Below are 17470 nucleotides of genomic sequence, written 5' to 3'. Positions count from 1 at the left end.
TACGATGGTTGGTAACGATGGTTACTTTACGTTATTCTTGTCGGTCAGCCTAACAACTACATCTTGTGATGTTCAAGGCTTCATCATATTGTCCCGAAGGCTTCGCACCCAGTCGTTGCCAACTACGCACGCTTCAGTAGGCTACTCTTAACGGAATAAGAGGTTCTTTAGTTTCAAAGAACAATTACTTGTACGACTTCACGTCGCAATTTGGCTGCAAAGATACAACTTTTAAGTAGAAAACTATCATAAATGAATATAAAAAGGAAAGGCAGCTGCAGACATCTTTCAAATGCCTACAACTGCCTTTCTTTATTTATTATATGGAACTACTGTTTAAATTCTCTCAAATTGAAAGAAGAACAGCTGTTAAGCGAAGTTCTTCATATTAGTTCTTGCGCCATACTCAGCGCATCCGGCAACGATCATTGCCAAAATCATTCCTAATACCATCATAACTTTTATCCTTTCTCTATATTTATCTGTTATCCTAATCTTTACCTTATTTCGAATCAACTTCCTGGAAGCATTCGGAGATGCCTCTCAAGGTTTGATTACTTGCCGAGGCTAATCTTCTTGTTGACATTTACAACCTCTGCAAAAAGAGCAGCTACAACTGCCAGTGTCATTCCTAATACCATCATAATTGTTACCCTTTCCTTCTTTAATTATTCGTTATTCAATCTTTTCGAGTGCAAAAGTAATGCCTTTTTGTGTGCGCACACAATTTTTTGAGAGAAAACTTCACAAAACGAGCGATTTCTTGATTTCCGTCAAAAACTGTCATGACAATTGGAGCAAAATGGCAGGTTTTCCTTTCAGAAGTCCGACTTTCAACTGCTGTTTCAACAAAATGATACATCAACATTAAAACTTTTCCCTATTTCTCTTGCAGATTTCAGATGAAAAGGTTATCTTTGCGCTTGATAAGGTATTCATAAGGGTATCTTTGTAAGGGGCAATACTTCCGTGAGGCTGAGACGCTGCGGTTTGAAGGGTATTGCCCTCGTTTCTTTTGTAGTTCATACCATGGTAACACTGCTATGATGAATGAATTCCGAAATTCTATACCATTCTTGCGGTAGTACAATAGTAAGGTGATTCCTCATGCTCATTGTGATGCAGATTAGTTGATATACCCGTTGAACAGCCGAATTTTGCTATAATTTGAAGTTTTTGTGCTCCTACGCAAAAATACTGCATACCGCTTTTGTAATTTTGCACTAAAAAAGATAGGAGATTAAGAAAATGAAAGAATTTGCAATGAATGGAACCCCGGTGAAGATGTGGGCTAACATGTGTGATGCTACGGCATGGCAACAGATTTCGAACCTCTGCAGCCTACCCTTTGTTTTTAGACATTTGGCGTTGATGCCAGATTTGCATGGGGGTAAGGGTATGCCTATTGGAACGGTATTGGCAACCAAGGATGTTGTTATTCCCAACGCTGTGGGAGTTGATATCGGATGTGGTATGTGTGCTGTCAAGACTAACATAAAGGTGGAGACTATAGAACAGGAGGTACTTAGAAAGCAAATCATGCGAGGCATCCGCAAACAGATTCCGCTAGGGATGGAGCATCATAAGGAGGCTCAGGAGGAGAAGTACATGCCAGCTAACCACGATGTAGATAGCATGACTATAGTTAAGCGTCAATATGTATCAGCTACCAAACAGGTTGGTACGCTTGGTGGTGGCAATCACTTCATTGAGCTTCAAAGCGATGATGAAGGCTGGCTTTGGATCATGATTCACTCGGGTTCAAGAAATTTGGGCAAGCAGGTTTGTGACTATTATAGCAGAGTGGCTATGATACTCAATGAACGCTACTTTTCATCAGTAAAGCCGGAATTGAACTTACCATTCTTGCCTCTGAAGACCAAGGAGTTCAATGAATATTGGAGTGAGATGCAGTATTGCATAGACTTTGGACTTTGCAATAGAAAACTCATTATGCAGCGTATTGAGGAAGTGATTTCTGATGCGATTCCTAACGTTGAGTTCGAGCCAATGATCAATATCGCTCATAACTATGCGGCTTGGGAGACTCATTTTGACGAGGCATGTATTGTTCATAGAAAAGGAGCCACCAGTGCGAAGATGGGTGAAATTGGTATCATTCCTGGTTCTCAAGGTACTAGCTCTTACATTGTAGAAGGTCTTGGTAATCCTTTAAGCTTCATGAGCTGCTCTCATGGTGCAGGAAGAGTCATGAGCCGAACAGAGGCAGTCAAGAGCCTGAATCTTGCAGAGGAGATTCAAAAGCTGGATGAAAAAGGAATCGTCCACGCCATCAGATGCCAGGAAGATCTTGAGGAAGCATCTTCTGCCTATAAGAATATAGAGAAAGTCATAGAGCAAGAAGCAGATCTTGTTAAAATCAAGACTCGCTTGTTCCCTATGGCTGTCATCAAGGGCTAGTGAAGTACCTGTCATAGTTAGTTATCCTCTCACATGTTAGATATGTGGGAGGATGCTCTAATCTTTGTCTTTCATTTCTTCACAAGTCTTGTGAATCTGTTCTATTTTTGTAGAAAGATGTTCAAAGTCCTCTTTTCTGATGACGATGTTACTTTCTATGTATTCTGTTCCTTCATAGAAGAAGTTCAATTTGACGTTAAGTACCCTACAGATTGATTCTAACAATCCGGTTTTAACATCTTTGGCTTGTAACAATTGTGAAAAACCACTTTTGGTCATATTCAATTTTTCGGCAATGTCTTTTTGAAAGATGCCCTTAGAAGCCAATATATCTTTTAATTCTTTTCCACTCATGATGCTGATACTATAGTGTTTGATATTCACTTACTAGTCTATTTTTCTCCTTCCTTTTGTAATGTGTGTCACTCTGAGCATACACTTTCAAGCTACAAATATACTAAATAATTGGCTATGAAAAGACCGTATTTCATATTTTTTATAGTATTCGTGTCTACTTTTGTTAGGCATTAACTAAAAAGAAAGTGAGCTGCCTCCTTGCATGCTCCTTGATAGGCATCGCCAAACGCCCGTAAACACATACACGGATGGCAGCCCACATATATGAGCTGCTCCGTGCCTCGTGTTTACTTTCCTGTTATTTTGGCGATTTTATCAAGAAGTGAGGCACTTTACTTATTCCCACGAAAATCTATGTCCCTAAGGACAACGCTGCAAAGATACAAAAAAAATATAAGATATCATCATAAAATTCCGTTTTTTTTGAATTGTTTTTTATGAGATAGTAAATTTGGGGTATTTTTATTCTGATTAGATGCATGTGTAGTTTAAGAAAATATGTGGTGTGTAAAACATGTAGCTAAATATGGTACAAATATAGGGAAATTCACTTATATGGTTGCAATTTAGGACATTATCAGTTAATAATACTTAAAATGATAGCGAGGGTATTGCCTATATCGATATTATTGCATAACTTTGCAACCGCAAAAGAGTTCAGGTTTTTATGGTCTCATATTAGAGTCTATAAATTGCTGAAATCTAGATGATGGTTTTAACACTATATTAAACTTAATAATGGAAGCTCACTGGAGTATTCATGTATAAGCAAAAGACGAGTATTGGTATGATTGACATGAAAGAGAACAATTGATTACATTCATTCTTTCGACTCAATCAAATTTCTATTAATATTGATTTAAACAAAATAAAGATGTTCAAAATTAAGAAGAAAATTCATAGCGAAACTAAACCTGACTGGGTTGTATGTGTCTTGTATAAGATACCACCTAGAGTGTATGATTGGCAAGAGTCTCATGAGGCTTGCATGAAGCATTTGATAATCATCAAGGATATATTGGAAAAGTCCTCGGTGAAATGGCATGGTGGTAATCATAGCTTGACTAAAATTAGAAATCTGAAAGTTGAGGGTGGATGTCTTCATGTACTAACTAAGTCTGGACGTAATAGTCTTTCTTTCAATATTATAGAAGAGTAAAATTCACGTGTGTGCGATTGGAAGGCTTTTTATAAGGTTTTCTAAGATGCTCTATGTAGTTCTAAAATCTTAAACCCCCTGCACAGTAATCTGTGCTTACGTTATATTTAAAATCAACATCACAAAATGCGTAATTTCGATAAAACATGGATTAAACTGCCTCGAAGTTTTACTTCCTGGCGATGGTACCATGAGAGTAAGATGGTACATTTGTTTTTGTATCTGTTGCTTCAGGCTAATGTCAAGAAGAAGGATTATCTTTCCTTGACTATCTATCCTGGGCAAGTTGTTACAAGTCTTGTGCAAATTGCTCAAGACACAGGATTGTCCATTAGAAATGTGCGAACCTGCCTTAAAAAGTTATCCTCCACAAAGGATATCAAGGTCAAGAGCAGCAACAAGGGAACAATTGTTTCCATTTGTAATTTTGAATGTTTCTTGCAGCTTTCTAATGAAGATGATACTTTGGGCTGGATTAAACTCTACCGTAAAATCTTGTCTTGGAAGTGGTATCAAGATGGGGAAAAGGTTCATCTTTTCGTCCATCTGCTGCTGAATGCGATTTATAAATCTCGACCAGATGAGTCTTTAAGTAGAGCTCAGTTGGCTATAAGTAATCAAGATCTTCATACAGAAACCTGTATTCCCTTAAGTAGTATCTGGTCTATTCTCGGTGATTTGGAGAAGACTGGAGAAATTGAAATTTCTCTCCAATCTAATCTTATTACCATCTGTAATTACAACCAATATCAAGGTGTTTATGATGGTGTCTTTGATGGTGACATGCAAGTGGCACGCAACCGACATGCAGGTGACACGCAGATGACAGATACCAGACAAATCAGCGACATGCAGGTGACAACTCCCTTATATAGATATAATGATATAAAAGCCAGAACTTCATCGACGCATGTGTGTGCGTGTGAGGGTAGAAAATTTCAGAATGGAAAAGAGCTGGCAGAGAAGAAACCAAGCAAAGAAAGCTACTATTTTGCTCTGCTTGATGAATCATCCTGGCTGGAAGCCGTTAGGTCGCGTTATCATTTCGCAAATATTCACGAAGTTCTAGATTTGCTTAGAACCTTTAACCTCGACATGCAGTGCCGTGGTAAAGAGAAGCATGATGATCTGAGTGATTACAAGAGTCATTTCTGCGATTGGCTTAAAAAGCAGGATTTTAAGAAGCCTAAATCAGTTTATGGCTCCCGATATACTCCTCAGGCATCTGATGGCAGGACTATTTATGGTCAGAGTTTTTAAAATATATGGTTAAGGTTTAATCGAGGAATGAACAATGATGAATACTACAGCATTCAGACCGCCTCAAAGTGTTGATGAGGTGATTTATAGAATACAAGCTGCTCCTGTGGGTAGATGTAGTTTTAAGTTGCCAGTTAGTCCTAGATTCTGTTATGAAGCATTGCGTGCAGCCTTTGAAAAGGCAGTAAATGCCAGCTATATTAACTGTATCTATGACGAGGAACAATGTATGGTTTTAAATACAATTGTCTATTGGCTGGTTGGTCAAAGTTATAAATGCGGATTATGGTTGAGTGGATTTGGTGGGACTGGTAAAACCACTATAGTGTCTGCCATACAGAGACTTATAAACTCTCTTTATCTGCCTGATCCCATCAAGGCTTCATCGGGACATATGGTAACTGCTGGCCTTACAGTGATGAGTGCTTCTGATCTTTGTCATTTATACGTGAATGACTATAAGCAGTTCCTGGGTTATCGCAATACGGCATTATTGGCTATTGATGATTTGGGAATGGAGTCTGAGCGTATCATGAAATATGGGCAAGAGTGTTATCCGATTAGTGAGTTGCTTTCCTATCGATATGAGTGTCGGTTATTCACCATTGTAACCACCAACCTGCCCTCTTCTGAAGTCCGTCCTCGCTATGGGGATCGGATGGCTGATCGTGTGAATCACATGATGCAGGTTGTAGTGATGCCTGATACTAATTTTCGAGAGCTTTCTGAAACCTATAATCCCATTTAGTATGAAGGAAAAAGAAGAAATCCTAGCCCGAACTTCCGGAGGTTTGGACATTTTTGTTCATTACCTGGGAAAGGAATGCCTGAAAAGAAAGTTCAAAAGTCCTTTTCGGGATGATGACAATCGGCCATCCTGCAAGCTGTACCTCAATCAGCCATTGGGAGGTAGAGCCTATTATTATTTGCATGACTTTGGTGATAGCAGATATTCTGGAGATTGTTTTTTCATTGCTGCTCAGATTTTGAACATCAATCCCTCAACCGACTTTGTTCATCTTCTGAAGCAGATAGACAGGGATCTATCTTTAGGAGTGTTTGAATATGGCGGTGAAGAGTTAGGACATGTTTATCGCGCTATACCCCAGAAGGCTATATCTGCAAGGAAAGTGATTCAGGAAGATCCTGGTATATCCTTTAGGGCGGTGGTGAAGTCTTTCTCTCGGGAAGAGTTAGCCTATTGGGGAGCATATGGTATCACAGCAGAAACCCTGTCGAGGTTTCATGTTGAGAGCTTGAAGAGTTGTGTCTTTACCAAGACTGATGGAAGGCAATATGGCATCTACTCCACTTCCCTCACTCCCAGCTATGGATATTTCTTCAAAAGCGGTAAGGGTATCAAGGTATATCGACCTCGTTCTGAGAACAGGTTTCTTTATGCAGGAGAACTTCCCTGTCCTTATGTCTTCGGTTACGACCAACTACCGGAAAGAGGAAAATTCCTCTTGATTACTGGTGGCGAGAAGGATGTACTGTCTTTGTGTAGCCATGACTTTCCTGCCATCTGCTTCAATAGTGAAACAGCCAAGGTTCATTCTACACTCTTGGACCAGCTTAAGCTTCGTTTTGAGCATCTGGTGTTTGTGTATGATGTGGATGCTACCGGATTGCGGGAGTCTACCCATAGAGTGGAAGAACTGGAGTCTTCCTATCCGGTAAGCAAGGTGGTTCTGCCACTTTCAGGAAGTAAGCAGGAAAAAGATGTCAGTGACTTCTTTAAAAAGGGAGGTAGTCGTGAAGCACTAGAAAATTTGATCTTTCAATCATTCAACAACTAATAAATACAACTATCATGATAAAAGGAAAACGTTTATCCTTTGCTCACCTGGAAGGCGATATATGTGTATATAACTTAACAAAGGGTGATAAGGAATATCTTAAAAGTAACGGATTGAAAAAGGTACCTTCCATTCTTCAGAGTGTAGAATTTGGAAGTCTGGGAAAACTGTATCAGGGCTTCGGGATTCAAAATGATATGGGAGGCGTTGAGTTCTTCCATCCGGATTATACCAAAAATCCAGTAACATTGAGAGCCTGTGGCATAACCACAGTCCTGAAACCTAAGGTAAAGGATACCCAGGTTTGTTGCCTGTTCTATGACTTTATGGACTATCTGGCTTATTGTTCATTACAGGGATCTGCAGAACTACGTTTGCCCTATCAAGGTACCTGCATCATCATGTCACACGTCAAGAACTTCATGCATATGGTAGTGGACAGTGATGACTATGATGAGGTTTATGTGTTTTTCCCAAATACTGTAGTGGGTGAGACTATCGCACTTACTTTGAAGCAGCGTAACCAGAAGAAAGTCAAGAACTTCAGTATCTTCTATAAAGGGTATAGAAATCTCAGCTCTTTTGTTAAGGACAAGCATATATCATCCGACTATGTGTTCTAAGGATATGAACAACGTTTCTATTGCTATTCCCATATGCATCTTTGCAATAGTCATCCTTCTGTTTGCTCTTGCCCTCTACTACGAGATCAAGCATACCTACAGGGATGGCGGTTTATGGAAGTAGTTTTTAAGCTTGAACTATTTGGGCAGATGTGACATACCATGTTCTTTCGGTACTGCTCCTGGGCTTAACTTCCTGGTGGGCGTACTGAAAGTTTAGTTTGCCTGCAGGGATTTTGTCACCCAAGGAGAAATAGAAGGTTCATTCTATAAAAATGCCCATCAGTCTTCTCGCGAAGACCTCTGGGCTTTGAGTATATAAAAATGTGTTGAACTTTAATACTGCTATTTGTCTGGACGAAATGAATCTTCACTATGTTTCATGGCTTTTCCAAAACCTTTGAATAGCCACATGAAAAACAAAAATAAGAATATTGCTCCCATAATCTTGATCATTTAATTGTTATTTGACAGAGAAGGTTGAAATGTGTCCGAAGTCGGTGGTCGTCACTCCATATTCTCCTGGTGCTGCATCTGAAATTGTCACTAGGAACGAACTCTCGCCAAACTTCTCCACTTCATATGCTACTGTGTTGAAGGATGTTGTTGCCTTCAAGCCTGAAAGAACCCCCACTTCAGCCAGCATGAATCTGCGCTCTTTCTTCTTTGCTTCGAACTGGAATACTCCAATGGTAGTCTTAGGATCCTCATTGTGGTCCTTTACCCTCACAACGAACTGCACCTTTCCCTTGGCAACCTTGTTGGGTGAGGATTCACCTTTTACTCTAAGGAACGTCTTTCCCTTGTCGAGTAAACTGCTGCCGGGAATAGGAATGTAGCCAAAACCAGAGGTCTTGGTCTTCATTTCTGCCTCTTCCTTCTCCAGGATCACTTGGCTGTTGGCAGACTGTACGAGTGATACCTGTCCGATATACTCTGGCTCCTTGAAACCTTGCGCCATGCTTGTTGTTGTACAGGTGAGAAACATCATCACCCCCATCATAAAATTCTTCATGTCTATCAATATTATGTAAATGTTATTAATATTCATTCGAAAACCAGAATTTCGCAAACTTTTTTTTGCCATTTCAAGAAATTATTCGTATCTTTGCAGCATGAAACTTCCACATTTCATTTAGGAAAATTCCTTTGGTTCGGCCTCTTGTATTCTGAATGGATTCAAGAGGCCTTCCTGTCCTATGCTAAAAGTCGTATTCCAGCTTCAAGGCCTTGTCTAGGTTCATCTGGTTGATGAGTTTTACATGCCTCTTGTCACCCACATATCTGTATTCACCAGTCATGTGATATTTCTCAAGAAGCCTTTCTATGATACACACATCCTCAGAATTCATTTCAGCCATGCTGCATCCCTTCTTGACTAACTCCATGGTCTGAGCCTTGCTGATGGGAAATGCCTTACCAAGCATCATCTGTGCCTTATAGGGCTTGCCTGGAGGAAATACATTGGCACTGAGCGGCAAAACACTTATATCTTTCCATTCAATTTCCTTTGCTTTCATTCTTTTTTCTACTCTTCTAAGCGTGCAAAGATAATAGATTTCTTCTGCATCTATCCCCTCTGCACAATGAAACTTCGATTTTAACACTTTCGGAATATATATACTGCATATATGCATATAACGCAGTCTTGCTGTATATTCTTCCATTTGTTTCCCAGCATCAGACCACATGACAGGTATAATCATGCCCTGCTTCCGCCCGTCCCCCGCGAGGAAAATTCTGGATTTCCTGAGCACCAGCCTTTTAAAAGACTTGTTTTCCACAGGAAACCGAACTTTTTTTATGACATTCCGGCATACCCTTCACACCATAGCCTTTTTCGTGCCTCCTTTCAAGGATGCTTTTCAGCAGAACGCCAAGTAAGATAGTAGAAATCTTTTGGGAATACCCAATTCCATGGGAATTGTGGAAGGCTTCCAAAAAAGATTTTAGCTTTCTAGCCTTTAGGCGGTACTTGGCATCTGCTGTAGCAGCCTTACCTTTGCACGATAAAAGCTCTGAGGGTGAAGGCATAGCCAATCTCCCTTAAAAATGGGTGAGATTTCCTCAAGTGGAGGAACAATACCCCATAGATAAGGACTATCAGGCTATCAACTTATGCAATGTCAATGTCTTGATGGGAGTTTCCCCTTCATACTCGTACATTTCCATACAGTCTTCCTTGTATCCCACAAAATGCAGTTTCTGTATCCCATGTGAATCATTACTGGTCAGTATCTCAACCCTCTCAAACTGACAGGGCAATAGAATGCATCCCCATCTGTTGGCGATTCCTTCTTGCCCTTTGCTCTGAATGATGGCCAGTCCTCCTATTTCCTGCTTAAGACCGTAAGAACATGTCTTTCTTAGATAATATTCATCATCCCGGTCTCCTGCCCTATTGTATTCAAATCCCATGGACTTCCAAAACTCTAAACAATCAGATTTTGCTACTAGCTCGTATATTGTTTCTTCTGGATGAGTGATAATTCTTTTCATGTGCATCGATGATTAGTTGTGAATCAAACATATTTTCTTCATGGAGCTTCAGCAATGCTACCTTCCGACTTTTGCTTTCAGGAATGAACAGCAGCTTGTGCTTGAAAACGAGTGCCTGTATGTCACAAAGGTTGGCCTGGTGCTTCTTCATGATCTTCTGCATGTTCAAGCTGTCAAGCCAATGACTTTTCCGGGCTCTTAGCGTCTCCATTATCTCTTTCTCAAAAAGGGTCATGTCCTTCTGTTCCCATAGATGAAGTAACCAATGAAGGCTGATTCCTCTTTTGATATCGTAAAGTACACATCCATATCCATGGAGTCTGCAGTGTTCCATCAAAGCATACCATTTCTTCTGTACAGCTTGAGTGGAAAACAGATGGTAGGGCATGAGCATCACCATTACGATACATCCATCCTCCAGAATAATCATATAATCAGGAGTGAACGTCAATGTGAATTCCTCATCATATATAATCTCCTCTGGATATTCAATCACCTGCTCTATCCAGGCACATTTCTCTGCCATCTGCAGGAATATCTCCTGCTGATGATTGTAGAAGGGAACCTTCCTGTCGAGCTTCTTGGAGTCAAAGAGCCCGAATTTCATCCAATCGATGCCTTCCTGTATCACAGGATATAGATAGGTGATATCATACGCCCATACAGAACGCAATCTCTTTCTATCCATTTTTCTCATGTGCTCACACTTTCCTGGATAGATGACCGAGTCATACAATCTGAGCATGTTCTCCGCCGGTTTATTCATTTCCTTTTTCATATACTCAATTTTTTCTCGGCTGCAAATATAAATAGAAATCCTGGAGCCGCCAAATCGATTTAAGGTTCGTTAACGGCCCCTATATATTGATAACAGGAAGAAAGAAATAGAGAAAGAAAATTATATTAAAAGAAAGAGAAAAGAAAGAAAAATCCAATCAATAAACAGTTTAGGATAATTTAACTAGAACACCTCCGCATGTAACTACGGAGGATTGGCTATATCCTAGCCTTTTCAGCCCCGACGATTTCTAAACGGGACAGCAGTGAAGCAAAATCAAGTTTATGCTTTATTAACGAGAAGTTTTCTGTAGGGGTGCTGAGTAGTTACCTCCGCATAACCTCTGTTTTTCAGGTAATAATGCGAAATATACTGTAAGGGCATTAAAAGGAAAGTCCGGTCCAAAGTAACCTTTCACGGGTTGCCTTGACCGGACTCTTGATATAATACTACACCTTCTTTCCCATTTCATAAGCTTCTTCAAGCTTGCTGTTGCCCTCAATGCTGCGAGGTCCATCTACTCCTCCACAGAAAAGTGTAGCGGCTAAATGGCTCTTGGGGTAACAGTCAATCCATCCTGTTAGTCCCATTTCTGCACGTTTAGGAACCTCTGGCTCATCTTCGGCAGCTGTAGTAAGCAAATACACATCCCTGAACTTGTAATTGAGACTGTACATTGCGTTCATGCGATCAATGAGCACTTTCATCTGTCCGCTCATCTCGTAATAGTAGATAGGAGTTGCCCAACAGATGACATCAGCTTCCAATACCTTTTGCATGATGGCGTTCACATCGTCCTTGATGACGCATTTGCCAATCTTCTGGCAGGCCATGCAACCCTTGCAAAAAGCGATTTCCTTGTTGATGAGGGAAATCTTCTCCACAATGTTGCCGCTCTCCATGGCACCCTGAATGAACTTGTCCGCAAGCTGGTCACTGTTTGAGCCGTTGCGGAGACTGGTTGATATAACAATAATCTTTTTCATTGCAGTTTTCATTTAAAGTCAAACTCTATTTGATCATCACCAAACTGTATTTCTTACTTCCAAAACCTATCTTCTCTGCATAATCTGTGATGTAGGTACCATGCTGACGATTGATTCGCTCAATGAGTGGCTTTTCATCATCACCAGGTTTTCCTTTGTGGGTGAAAACAAGGTCTAGGCAAGCCTGATCAAGAGCCACAGGATCCGTGCTTGCAAGAATTCCCATGTCCTTGAGTTTCGGATCTGCAGGATGGCTGTCGCAATCGCAGTCTACACTCATGTTGTTCATTACATTGATGTAGATGATGTTGCCCTTGCCGAAATAATCACCCACAGCCTGTGCTGCAGCAGCCATGCTTTCCAGAAAGTCATCCTGCTTGGGAAGATTCTTCCAGGCAGTGGCCGGGTCATCCGTGAAACCTGCTGAATGGATGTAGGCTTTTCCTGCCGTGGATGCTACACCAATGCTCTGGTTTTTCAATACACCTCCAAATCCTCCCATTGCATGACCCTTGAAGTGCGCCAGGTTGATCATGAAGTCATAGTTGGCTAGATGATCCCCCACGATATCATACTTCAGGTGTTTCTTGTCTTTGATTGGAATGCGCATCTGACCGAACTCATCCATCAGGTCCACAGCTGCAATGGAGTCAAAACCATGAGCATGAATGGTCTCCCAGTGTTTACCCTTGTCCTGACGACTTCCGCCGTAGGCTGTACAGCATTCTACCAGGGTTCCGTTTACTTCATCTACAAGATCCCGGATCAATGTAGGTTTGAGATAGTTGTTGCCACCCATTTCTCCAGAACTGATCTTAATGGCTACATGACCATGTGCAGGAACCCCTAAAGCCTTGTAGATACGGACAAGGGCTGCTGGACTGATTTCCTTGGTCATGTAAACCTTTGATTGGGCATGAAGCACCATGGTGCTCATCAATGCCATAAGTAATACCATTAGCTTTTTCATCGTTTCTCTTTTTTAAAGTCTGTCTATTCGAATGCAAAAATACAACAAAAAATGAAAAGTCCATCATCATGATTACTGTTTTTTATACCCTAAAGTCAGATATTCAAGCCAGCGATATAGAAAGCCGCAAAAAAATATACAATATCCAGTTAAAATATAATGAGTTACCAAAAAATATAGTTATCTTTGCGGTACATATAAAAATAAAAAACTTATGAAAAAAATAATATTTCTGCTGCTCATGGCTTTCCAGGCAATCATGAGTCAGGCTCAAGACAAATTGGTAGCTCTAAGTTTCGATGATGGTCCCAACACCACCACTACCGCCCATATGCTTGATGTTCTCAAGAAGCACCAGGTCAAGGCATCCTTCTTTGTGATAGGCAAGAACATCACCCCAAAGAGTGCCAAGATTATGGTTCGTGCCCATAAGGAAGGTCATGATATAGAAAACCATAGTCTTACTCATAGTCCTATGTCACAGCTTTCTGCTGATTCCATCCGAAAGGAGGTGTGGGCTACATCAGCTCTTGTGAAGCGATATGTGGGTAAATCACCGGTTTACTTCCGTCCACCTTATATTAATGTCACCCAGACGATGTATGATACTGTTAAGCTGGGCTTCATATGTGGTGAGAATTGTGAGGACTGGGAACCTACGGTTACAGCGGAGGAACGAGTAAGCCGCATGCTAAAAAGCGCCAAGGATGGACTCATTTTCCTGCTCCATGATTTCGAGGGTAATGAAGCAACTGTAGAAGCAGTGGATCAAATCATTCCTATTCTCAAGCAGAGAGGCTTCCGTTTCGTCACGGTGAGAGAACTCTTCAAAAAGAAGGGCATCAAAGCTCAGAAGAATCTGATATATACTGATGTTGCACATCCAAATCACATTATCAAATAAATAGGATGCATTTAGTCTAACTTAACACCTGTTTCATTTATATAATGTTGCCAAGAAAACCCAAAGGTCTTTAGCCTCTGGGATGAATTGGCACAAAAATTAGCTTTGTTTCTCAATGTATTTTCTGAAGGTGTCACTATTTGCATCACATATATTGAAATCGCGTAATATTTTGCAAATAATTGCATCTTTCCTTTGTTGTTGGAGAAAAATTTCGTACCTTTGTACACTATGAAGATGATACAGAAGACATATAAGTTTAGGCTTTACCCGAATAAGAAGCAAGAGAAAATGCTTGCGAATTATTTTGGTAGTGTCCGCTTTGTCTACAATCATTTTCTCGCCAAGCGCAAGGAACAGTATGAGCAGACCAGGAAGAGCTCCAACTACTATGAGCAGGCAAAGGAGCTGACTGCAATGAAAAAGACCGAGGCCTACTCCTGGTTAAAGGAAATCAATAGTCAGACTTTGCAGCATGCCTTGCGCCATTTGGAAACCGCCTATGTAAACTTCTTCAAGGGGAGAGCCAGATTCCCACGTTTCCACTCAAAGAAACATGGGGGCAGCTTTGCTGTTCCCCAGCATTTTAAGGTTGAAGGCAACAGAATATTCATCCCGAAATTCAAAGGCGGCATCAGGTTCGCCAAGAGTCAGGATGTTTTGGGCGAGTTAAGAAATATGACAGTATCTGTAACACCGGGCGGAAAGTATTATGTTACCATCATGGCGCAGGTTGTGGTCGGGGACTTGGAGAAAACCAATCTGAGTGTCGGCATTGACTTGGGCTTGAAGGATTTCGTGATTACTTCCGATAATGACAGGTACTCATCAAATAAGTTCATCAAGAAGTATTCAAAGAAGCTGGCAACGATGCAAAAGCATCTTTCACGCAAGAAGAAGGGAAGCGGTTCATGGAACAGGCTGCGTATCAAGGTCGCCAGGTTGCAGGAGAAAATCATGTCTTGCCGTAAGGACAAGCTGCATAAGATTTCCATTGACCTCATTCGCAGATACGATGTGGTGTGTTGCGAGGACCTGAATGTCAAGGGAATGGTAAGAAACCGTCATCTTGCCAAGTCAGTTTCTGATGCTAGCTGGAGTACATTCGTTACCATGTTGGAGTACAAGGCAAAGTGGTACGGCAAAACTCTGGTTAAGATAGACCGATTCTATCCATCCTCGAAGACATGCCATTATTGTGGCCATGTCAAGGAGGATCTGTCTTTGTCAGACCGCTACTATACTTGCCCAAATTGCGGTGAGTTAATAGACCGTGACCTGAATGCAGCGAAGAATATACTTGATGAAGGTTTAAGAAATATATCGGCAGGAACTGTCGATTACACCGATGGAGAGGGCGTAAGACTTGCTTGCAAGCATTCCTTGATGAAGTCGGAATCCCACAAGTCTTTAGCTTGTGGGTAGTTCAAATCCTTAGCTATTTTACCGAATTTTAATAGATTTCTGGGTTATGATTCCTCAATCTCAACAAAAAGCAGTAACTTTGCACCTCAAAACAGGATGAAAGAGAAAAACTCTTTAGATAAAGCGAAAAGGACTCAAAAAGGAAAAAGATTGAATGGATATGGATAATACAAAATCAAGGAATCAGATTGATATGCTTCATGGACCATTGCTCATGAAGATAATAGTGTTCACCCTCCCTCTGGCAGCAAGCAGCATCTTGCAACAATTGTTTAATTCGGTGGATGTTGCTGTAGTGGGACGCTTTGCCAGCAGCCAAGCTTTGGCGGCAGTGGGAAGCAACACACCAGTCATCAGTTTGCTCATTAATCTCTTTATGGGAGTTTCGATGGGCGCCAACGTCATTATTTCCAACCACATTGGACAAAATGACAAGCGGAGTATCCGGGATGCCATTGGAACAGTAGGAATCACTGCACTGGTAAGTGGGCTCTTTCTTATGGTATTGGGCATTAGCGTGGCTCGACCGATTCTTACTTTGATGAATACCCCAGCCGATGTTCTCGATTTGGCGGTGACTTATCTCCGTATCTTTTTCCTAGGTATCCCTTTCTTCATGATCTTCGATTTTGGTTCTGCAATACTCCGAAGCATGGGCGATACGCGCCGACCACTTTATATCCTGATGGTGGCGGGCATCGTGAATACCATACTCAACCTTATCTTCGTCATCGTCTTTCATATGAGTGTGGCTGGTGTGGCCATCGCTACCTCTATTGCCAATGCAGTGAGTGCAGCTCTCATCATCTACCTCCTAATTCATGAGAAAGGACCATTTCGACTGAACATCAAGAGAATGCGTGTAAAATGGAAGGAACTGAGACGAATGCTGCAGATAGGTGTACCCGCAGGATTGCAGGGAATGGTATTCTCTTTCTCAAACGTGGTGGTACAGTCTGCTATCAATGGTTATGGCTATGGAGCAATAGCCGGTTCAGCAGCTGCACTCAACTTCGAATTCTACAGCTATTTCTTCATCGCTGCCTTCAATGGAGCCGCAATTACATTCATCGGTCAGAACTATGGTGCCGGAAAACTCGACCGAGTGAACCGCATTTTCTGGATTTGCATGGCTCTGGGGGCATTAACTTGCGCCTTATGTAACTGGTGCTTTACCTGGCAAGATGAATTCTTCCTGGGGCTTTTCACGGGTGACCCTCATGTGTTGGAATATGGAAAGATACGAATGCATAATGTTCTTGTTATCCAGTTTATCGCTGCAAGTTATGAGGTGGCAGCGTCAGCGATGCGTGGCATGGGTAAATCTATAGCCCCTACCCTTGTCACCATCTTCGGTACCTGCGTACTCCGTATGGTTTGGGTGTTTGCAGTGTTACCCCACTTCAACGATTTCAAGCTTCTGATGTGGGTATACCCGTTTTCTTGGGCTATCACCGGCTTCATGATGCTTACCCTCTATCGAATACATTGGAAGAATGTAAAAAAGCAGAATATCAATTGAATATTCTGCTTTAAATTTACAGTGCTATTTTTTTACCCTTGAAGACATATGTTCTTAATCTTCCTTCACAATAGGGTACAATTCTATGAACTCACCATTGTGGGATTTTCCATCGTTGATGAGCTCGGCAAACTTCTCGCCTACCGTTTCAATCGTATGGAAACCTGGCAAAGCCATGTTGCCGTTCAAATCTGTGGTAGTAGGACCAGGATGTACGCTGAAAATCTCTACCGGGATGTTGTTCTGTTTAAACTCCATAGCCATTACTCCCATCATGGCATTCTGGGCAGCCTTGCTAGCCACGTATGCCAATGGATGCCAGTAGGGACTGATCTCGCTTGGAACCGTTACGTTGACTATTCTACCTTCGTTAGTCTTGATAAGTGGGAGAAGTGCCTGAGTAATTGCCAGGGTTCCAAAGTAGTTCACGTCTGTTGTCTCCTTGATATCCTTCATGTCTGTCTCCCAACTGGTCTTGGACATGTCTCCTGGGATGCCTGCATTGTTAACAAGGAGATTGAGCGAAGGATACTTCTCCTTGATTTCCTTAGCTGCCAGACTGATGCTGTCGAGATCGCCGAGTTCTATATTCACCCAACCAAGTACAGTACATCCTGCTTCCTTCAACTTGCTCATTGCCTCCAAAGCTCTCGCTTCGTCACGAGCACCGATGATGATATCCCAGCCACTTAGACCAAGATGCTTGCTGATTCCAAAGCCAATACCTTTGTTGGCTCCGGTGATAAATGCTGTTTTGTTCATTTCAA

16 protein-coding genes are annotated in these 17470 nt (G+C 41.4%); 8 read left to right on the top strand and 8 right to left on the bottom strand.

All coding sequences use genetic code 11. The annotated features are described in order from the left end of the window. The first annotated feature begins 1248 nt into the window (after positions 1-1248). Entirely contained in the window at positions 1249-2421 is a 1173-nt protein-coding gene (locus AAAT87_RS03955; RefSeq protein ID WP_349225703.1) for an RtcB family protein, read from the top strand. A gap of 57 nt (positions 2422-2478) precedes the next feature. On the opposite strand, the gene AAAT87_RS03950 is transcribed toward AAAT87_RS03955, so the two are convergent. Next, the gene (locus AAAT87_RS03950) at positions 2479-2775 is read right to left on the bottom strand and encodes a helix-turn-helix domain-containing protein (protein WP_349225702.1); all 297 of its coding nucleotides are present in this window, start codon (positions 2773-2775) and stop codon (positions 2479-2481) included. A gap of 1363 nt (positions 2776-4138) precedes the next feature. On the opposite strand from AAAT87_RS03950, the gene AAAT87_RS03945 reads away from it, so the two are divergent. The 4 genes from AAAT87_RS03945 (at position 4139) to AAAT87_RS03930 (ending at position 7619) form a co-directional block, all read left to right on the top strand. Then, positions 4139-5197, top strand: a complete 1059-nt coding sequence (locus AAAT87_RS03945; protein ID WP_349225701.1) for a DUF7833 domain-containing protein — start codon at positions 4139-4141, stop codon at positions 5195-5197. Positions 5198-5231: 34 nt separating this feature from the next. After that, positions 5232-5945, top strand: a complete 714-nt coding sequence (locus AAAT87_RS03940; RefSeq protein ID WP_349225700.1) for a P-loop NTPase family protein — start codon at positions 5232-5234, stop codon at positions 5943-5945. A gap of 1 nt (position 5946) precedes the next feature. Continuing rightward, entirely contained in the window at positions 5947-6996 is a 1050-nt protein-coding gene (locus AAAT87_RS03935) for a topoisomerase (RefSeq protein ID WP_349225699.1), read from the top strand. 113 nt (positions 6997-7109) lie between these two features. Beyond that, entirely contained in the window at positions 7110-7619 is a 510-nt protein-coding gene (locus AAAT87_RS03930; protein ID WP_349225698.1) for a hypothetical protein, read from the top strand. A gap of 463 nt (positions 7620-8082) precedes the next feature. On the opposite strand, the gene AAAT87_RS03925 is transcribed toward AAAT87_RS03930, so the two are convergent. The 6 genes from AAAT87_RS03925 to AAAT87_RS03900 all read right to left on the bottom strand — a co-directional run bounded on the left by AAAT87_RS03925 (position 8083) and on the right by AAAT87_RS03900 (position 12852). Further along, positions 8083-8634: a hypothetical protein gene (locus AAAT87_RS03925; RefSeq protein WP_349225697.1), complete on the bottom strand. Its 552-nt coding sequence runs from the start codon at positions 8632-8634 to the stop codon at positions 8083-8085. Positions 8635-8821: 187 nt separating this feature from the next. Next, positions 8822-9139: a hypothetical protein gene (locus AAAT87_RS03920; protein ID WP_349225696.1), complete on the bottom strand. Its 318-nt coding sequence runs from the start codon at positions 9137-9139 to the stop codon at positions 8822-8824. Between the two features lie 583 nt (positions 9140-9722). Further along, positions 9723-10118 carry a hypothetical protein gene (locus AAAT87_RS03915; protein ID WP_218421122.1) on the bottom strand — a complete coding sequence of 132 codons (396 nt, stop codon included), beginning with the start codon at positions 10116-10118 and terminating at the stop codon, positions 9723-9725. Then, the gene (locus AAAT87_RS03910) at positions 10060-10884 is read right to left on the bottom strand and encodes a hypothetical protein (RefSeq protein ID WP_349225695.1); all 825 of its coding nucleotides are present in this window, start codon (positions 10882-10884) and stop codon (positions 10060-10062) included. The genes AAAT87_RS03915 and AAAT87_RS03910 overlap by 59 nt, the downstream gene beginning before the upstream one ends. Before the next feature lie 461 nt (positions 10885-11345). Further along, positions 11346-11882 (bottom strand): flavodoxin family protein, encoded by a 537-nt coding sequence (locus AAAT87_RS03905; RefSeq protein WP_349225694.1) that lies wholly within the window; start codon positions 11880-11882, stop codon positions 11346-11348. Positions 11883-11907: 25 nt separating this feature from the next. Continuing rightward, on the bottom strand, positions 11908-12852 hold the full coding sequence (locus AAAT87_RS03900) for a DUF362 domain-containing protein (protein ID WP_349225693.1): 945 nt from the start codon (positions 12850-12852) through the stop codon (positions 11908-11910). A gap of 214 nt (positions 12853-13066) precedes the next feature. Between AAAT87_RS03900 and AAAT87_RS03895 the strand changes: the two genes are divergently transcribed. From AAAT87_RS03895 to AAAT87_RS03885, 3 genes are all read left to right on the top strand, one after another. Beyond that, entirely contained in the window at positions 13067-13756 is a 690-nt protein-coding gene (locus AAAT87_RS03895) for a polysaccharide deacetylase family protein (RefSeq protein WP_349225692.1), read from the top strand. A 231-nt stretch (positions 13757-13987) separates the two neighbouring features. Next, positions 13988-15181, top strand: a complete 1194-nt coding sequence (gene tnpB, locus AAAT87_RS03890) for an IS200/IS605 family element RNA-guided endonuclease TnpB (RefSeq protein WP_142990576.1) — start codon at positions 13988-13990, stop codon at positions 15179-15181. Between the two features lie 160 nt (positions 15182-15341). Further along, positions 15342-16703: an MATE family efflux transporter gene (locus tag AAAT87_RS03885; RefSeq protein ID WP_349225691.1), complete on the top strand. Its 1362-nt coding sequence runs from the start codon at positions 15342-15344 to the stop codon at positions 16701-16703. Positions 16704-16757: 54 nt separating this feature from the next. On the opposite strand, the gene AAAT87_RS03880 is transcribed toward AAAT87_RS03885, so the two are convergent. Further along, the gene (locus AAAT87_RS03880; protein ID WP_349225690.1) at positions 16758-17465 is read right to left on the bottom strand and encodes an SDR family NAD(P)-dependent oxidoreductase; all 708 of its coding nucleotides are present in this window, start codon (positions 17463-17465) and stop codon (positions 16758-16760) included. Between the last annotated feature and the right edge of the window lie 5 nt (positions 17466-17470).

It is taken from the genome of Segatella sinensis (assembly GCF_040095255.1).
GTDB lineage: Bacteria > Bacteroidota > Bacteroidia > Bacteroidales > Bacteroidaceae > Prevotella > Prevotella sinensis.
Note: the sequence above shows the minus strand (reverse complement) of the source record. Positions and strands in the feature narration are given on the sequence as shown.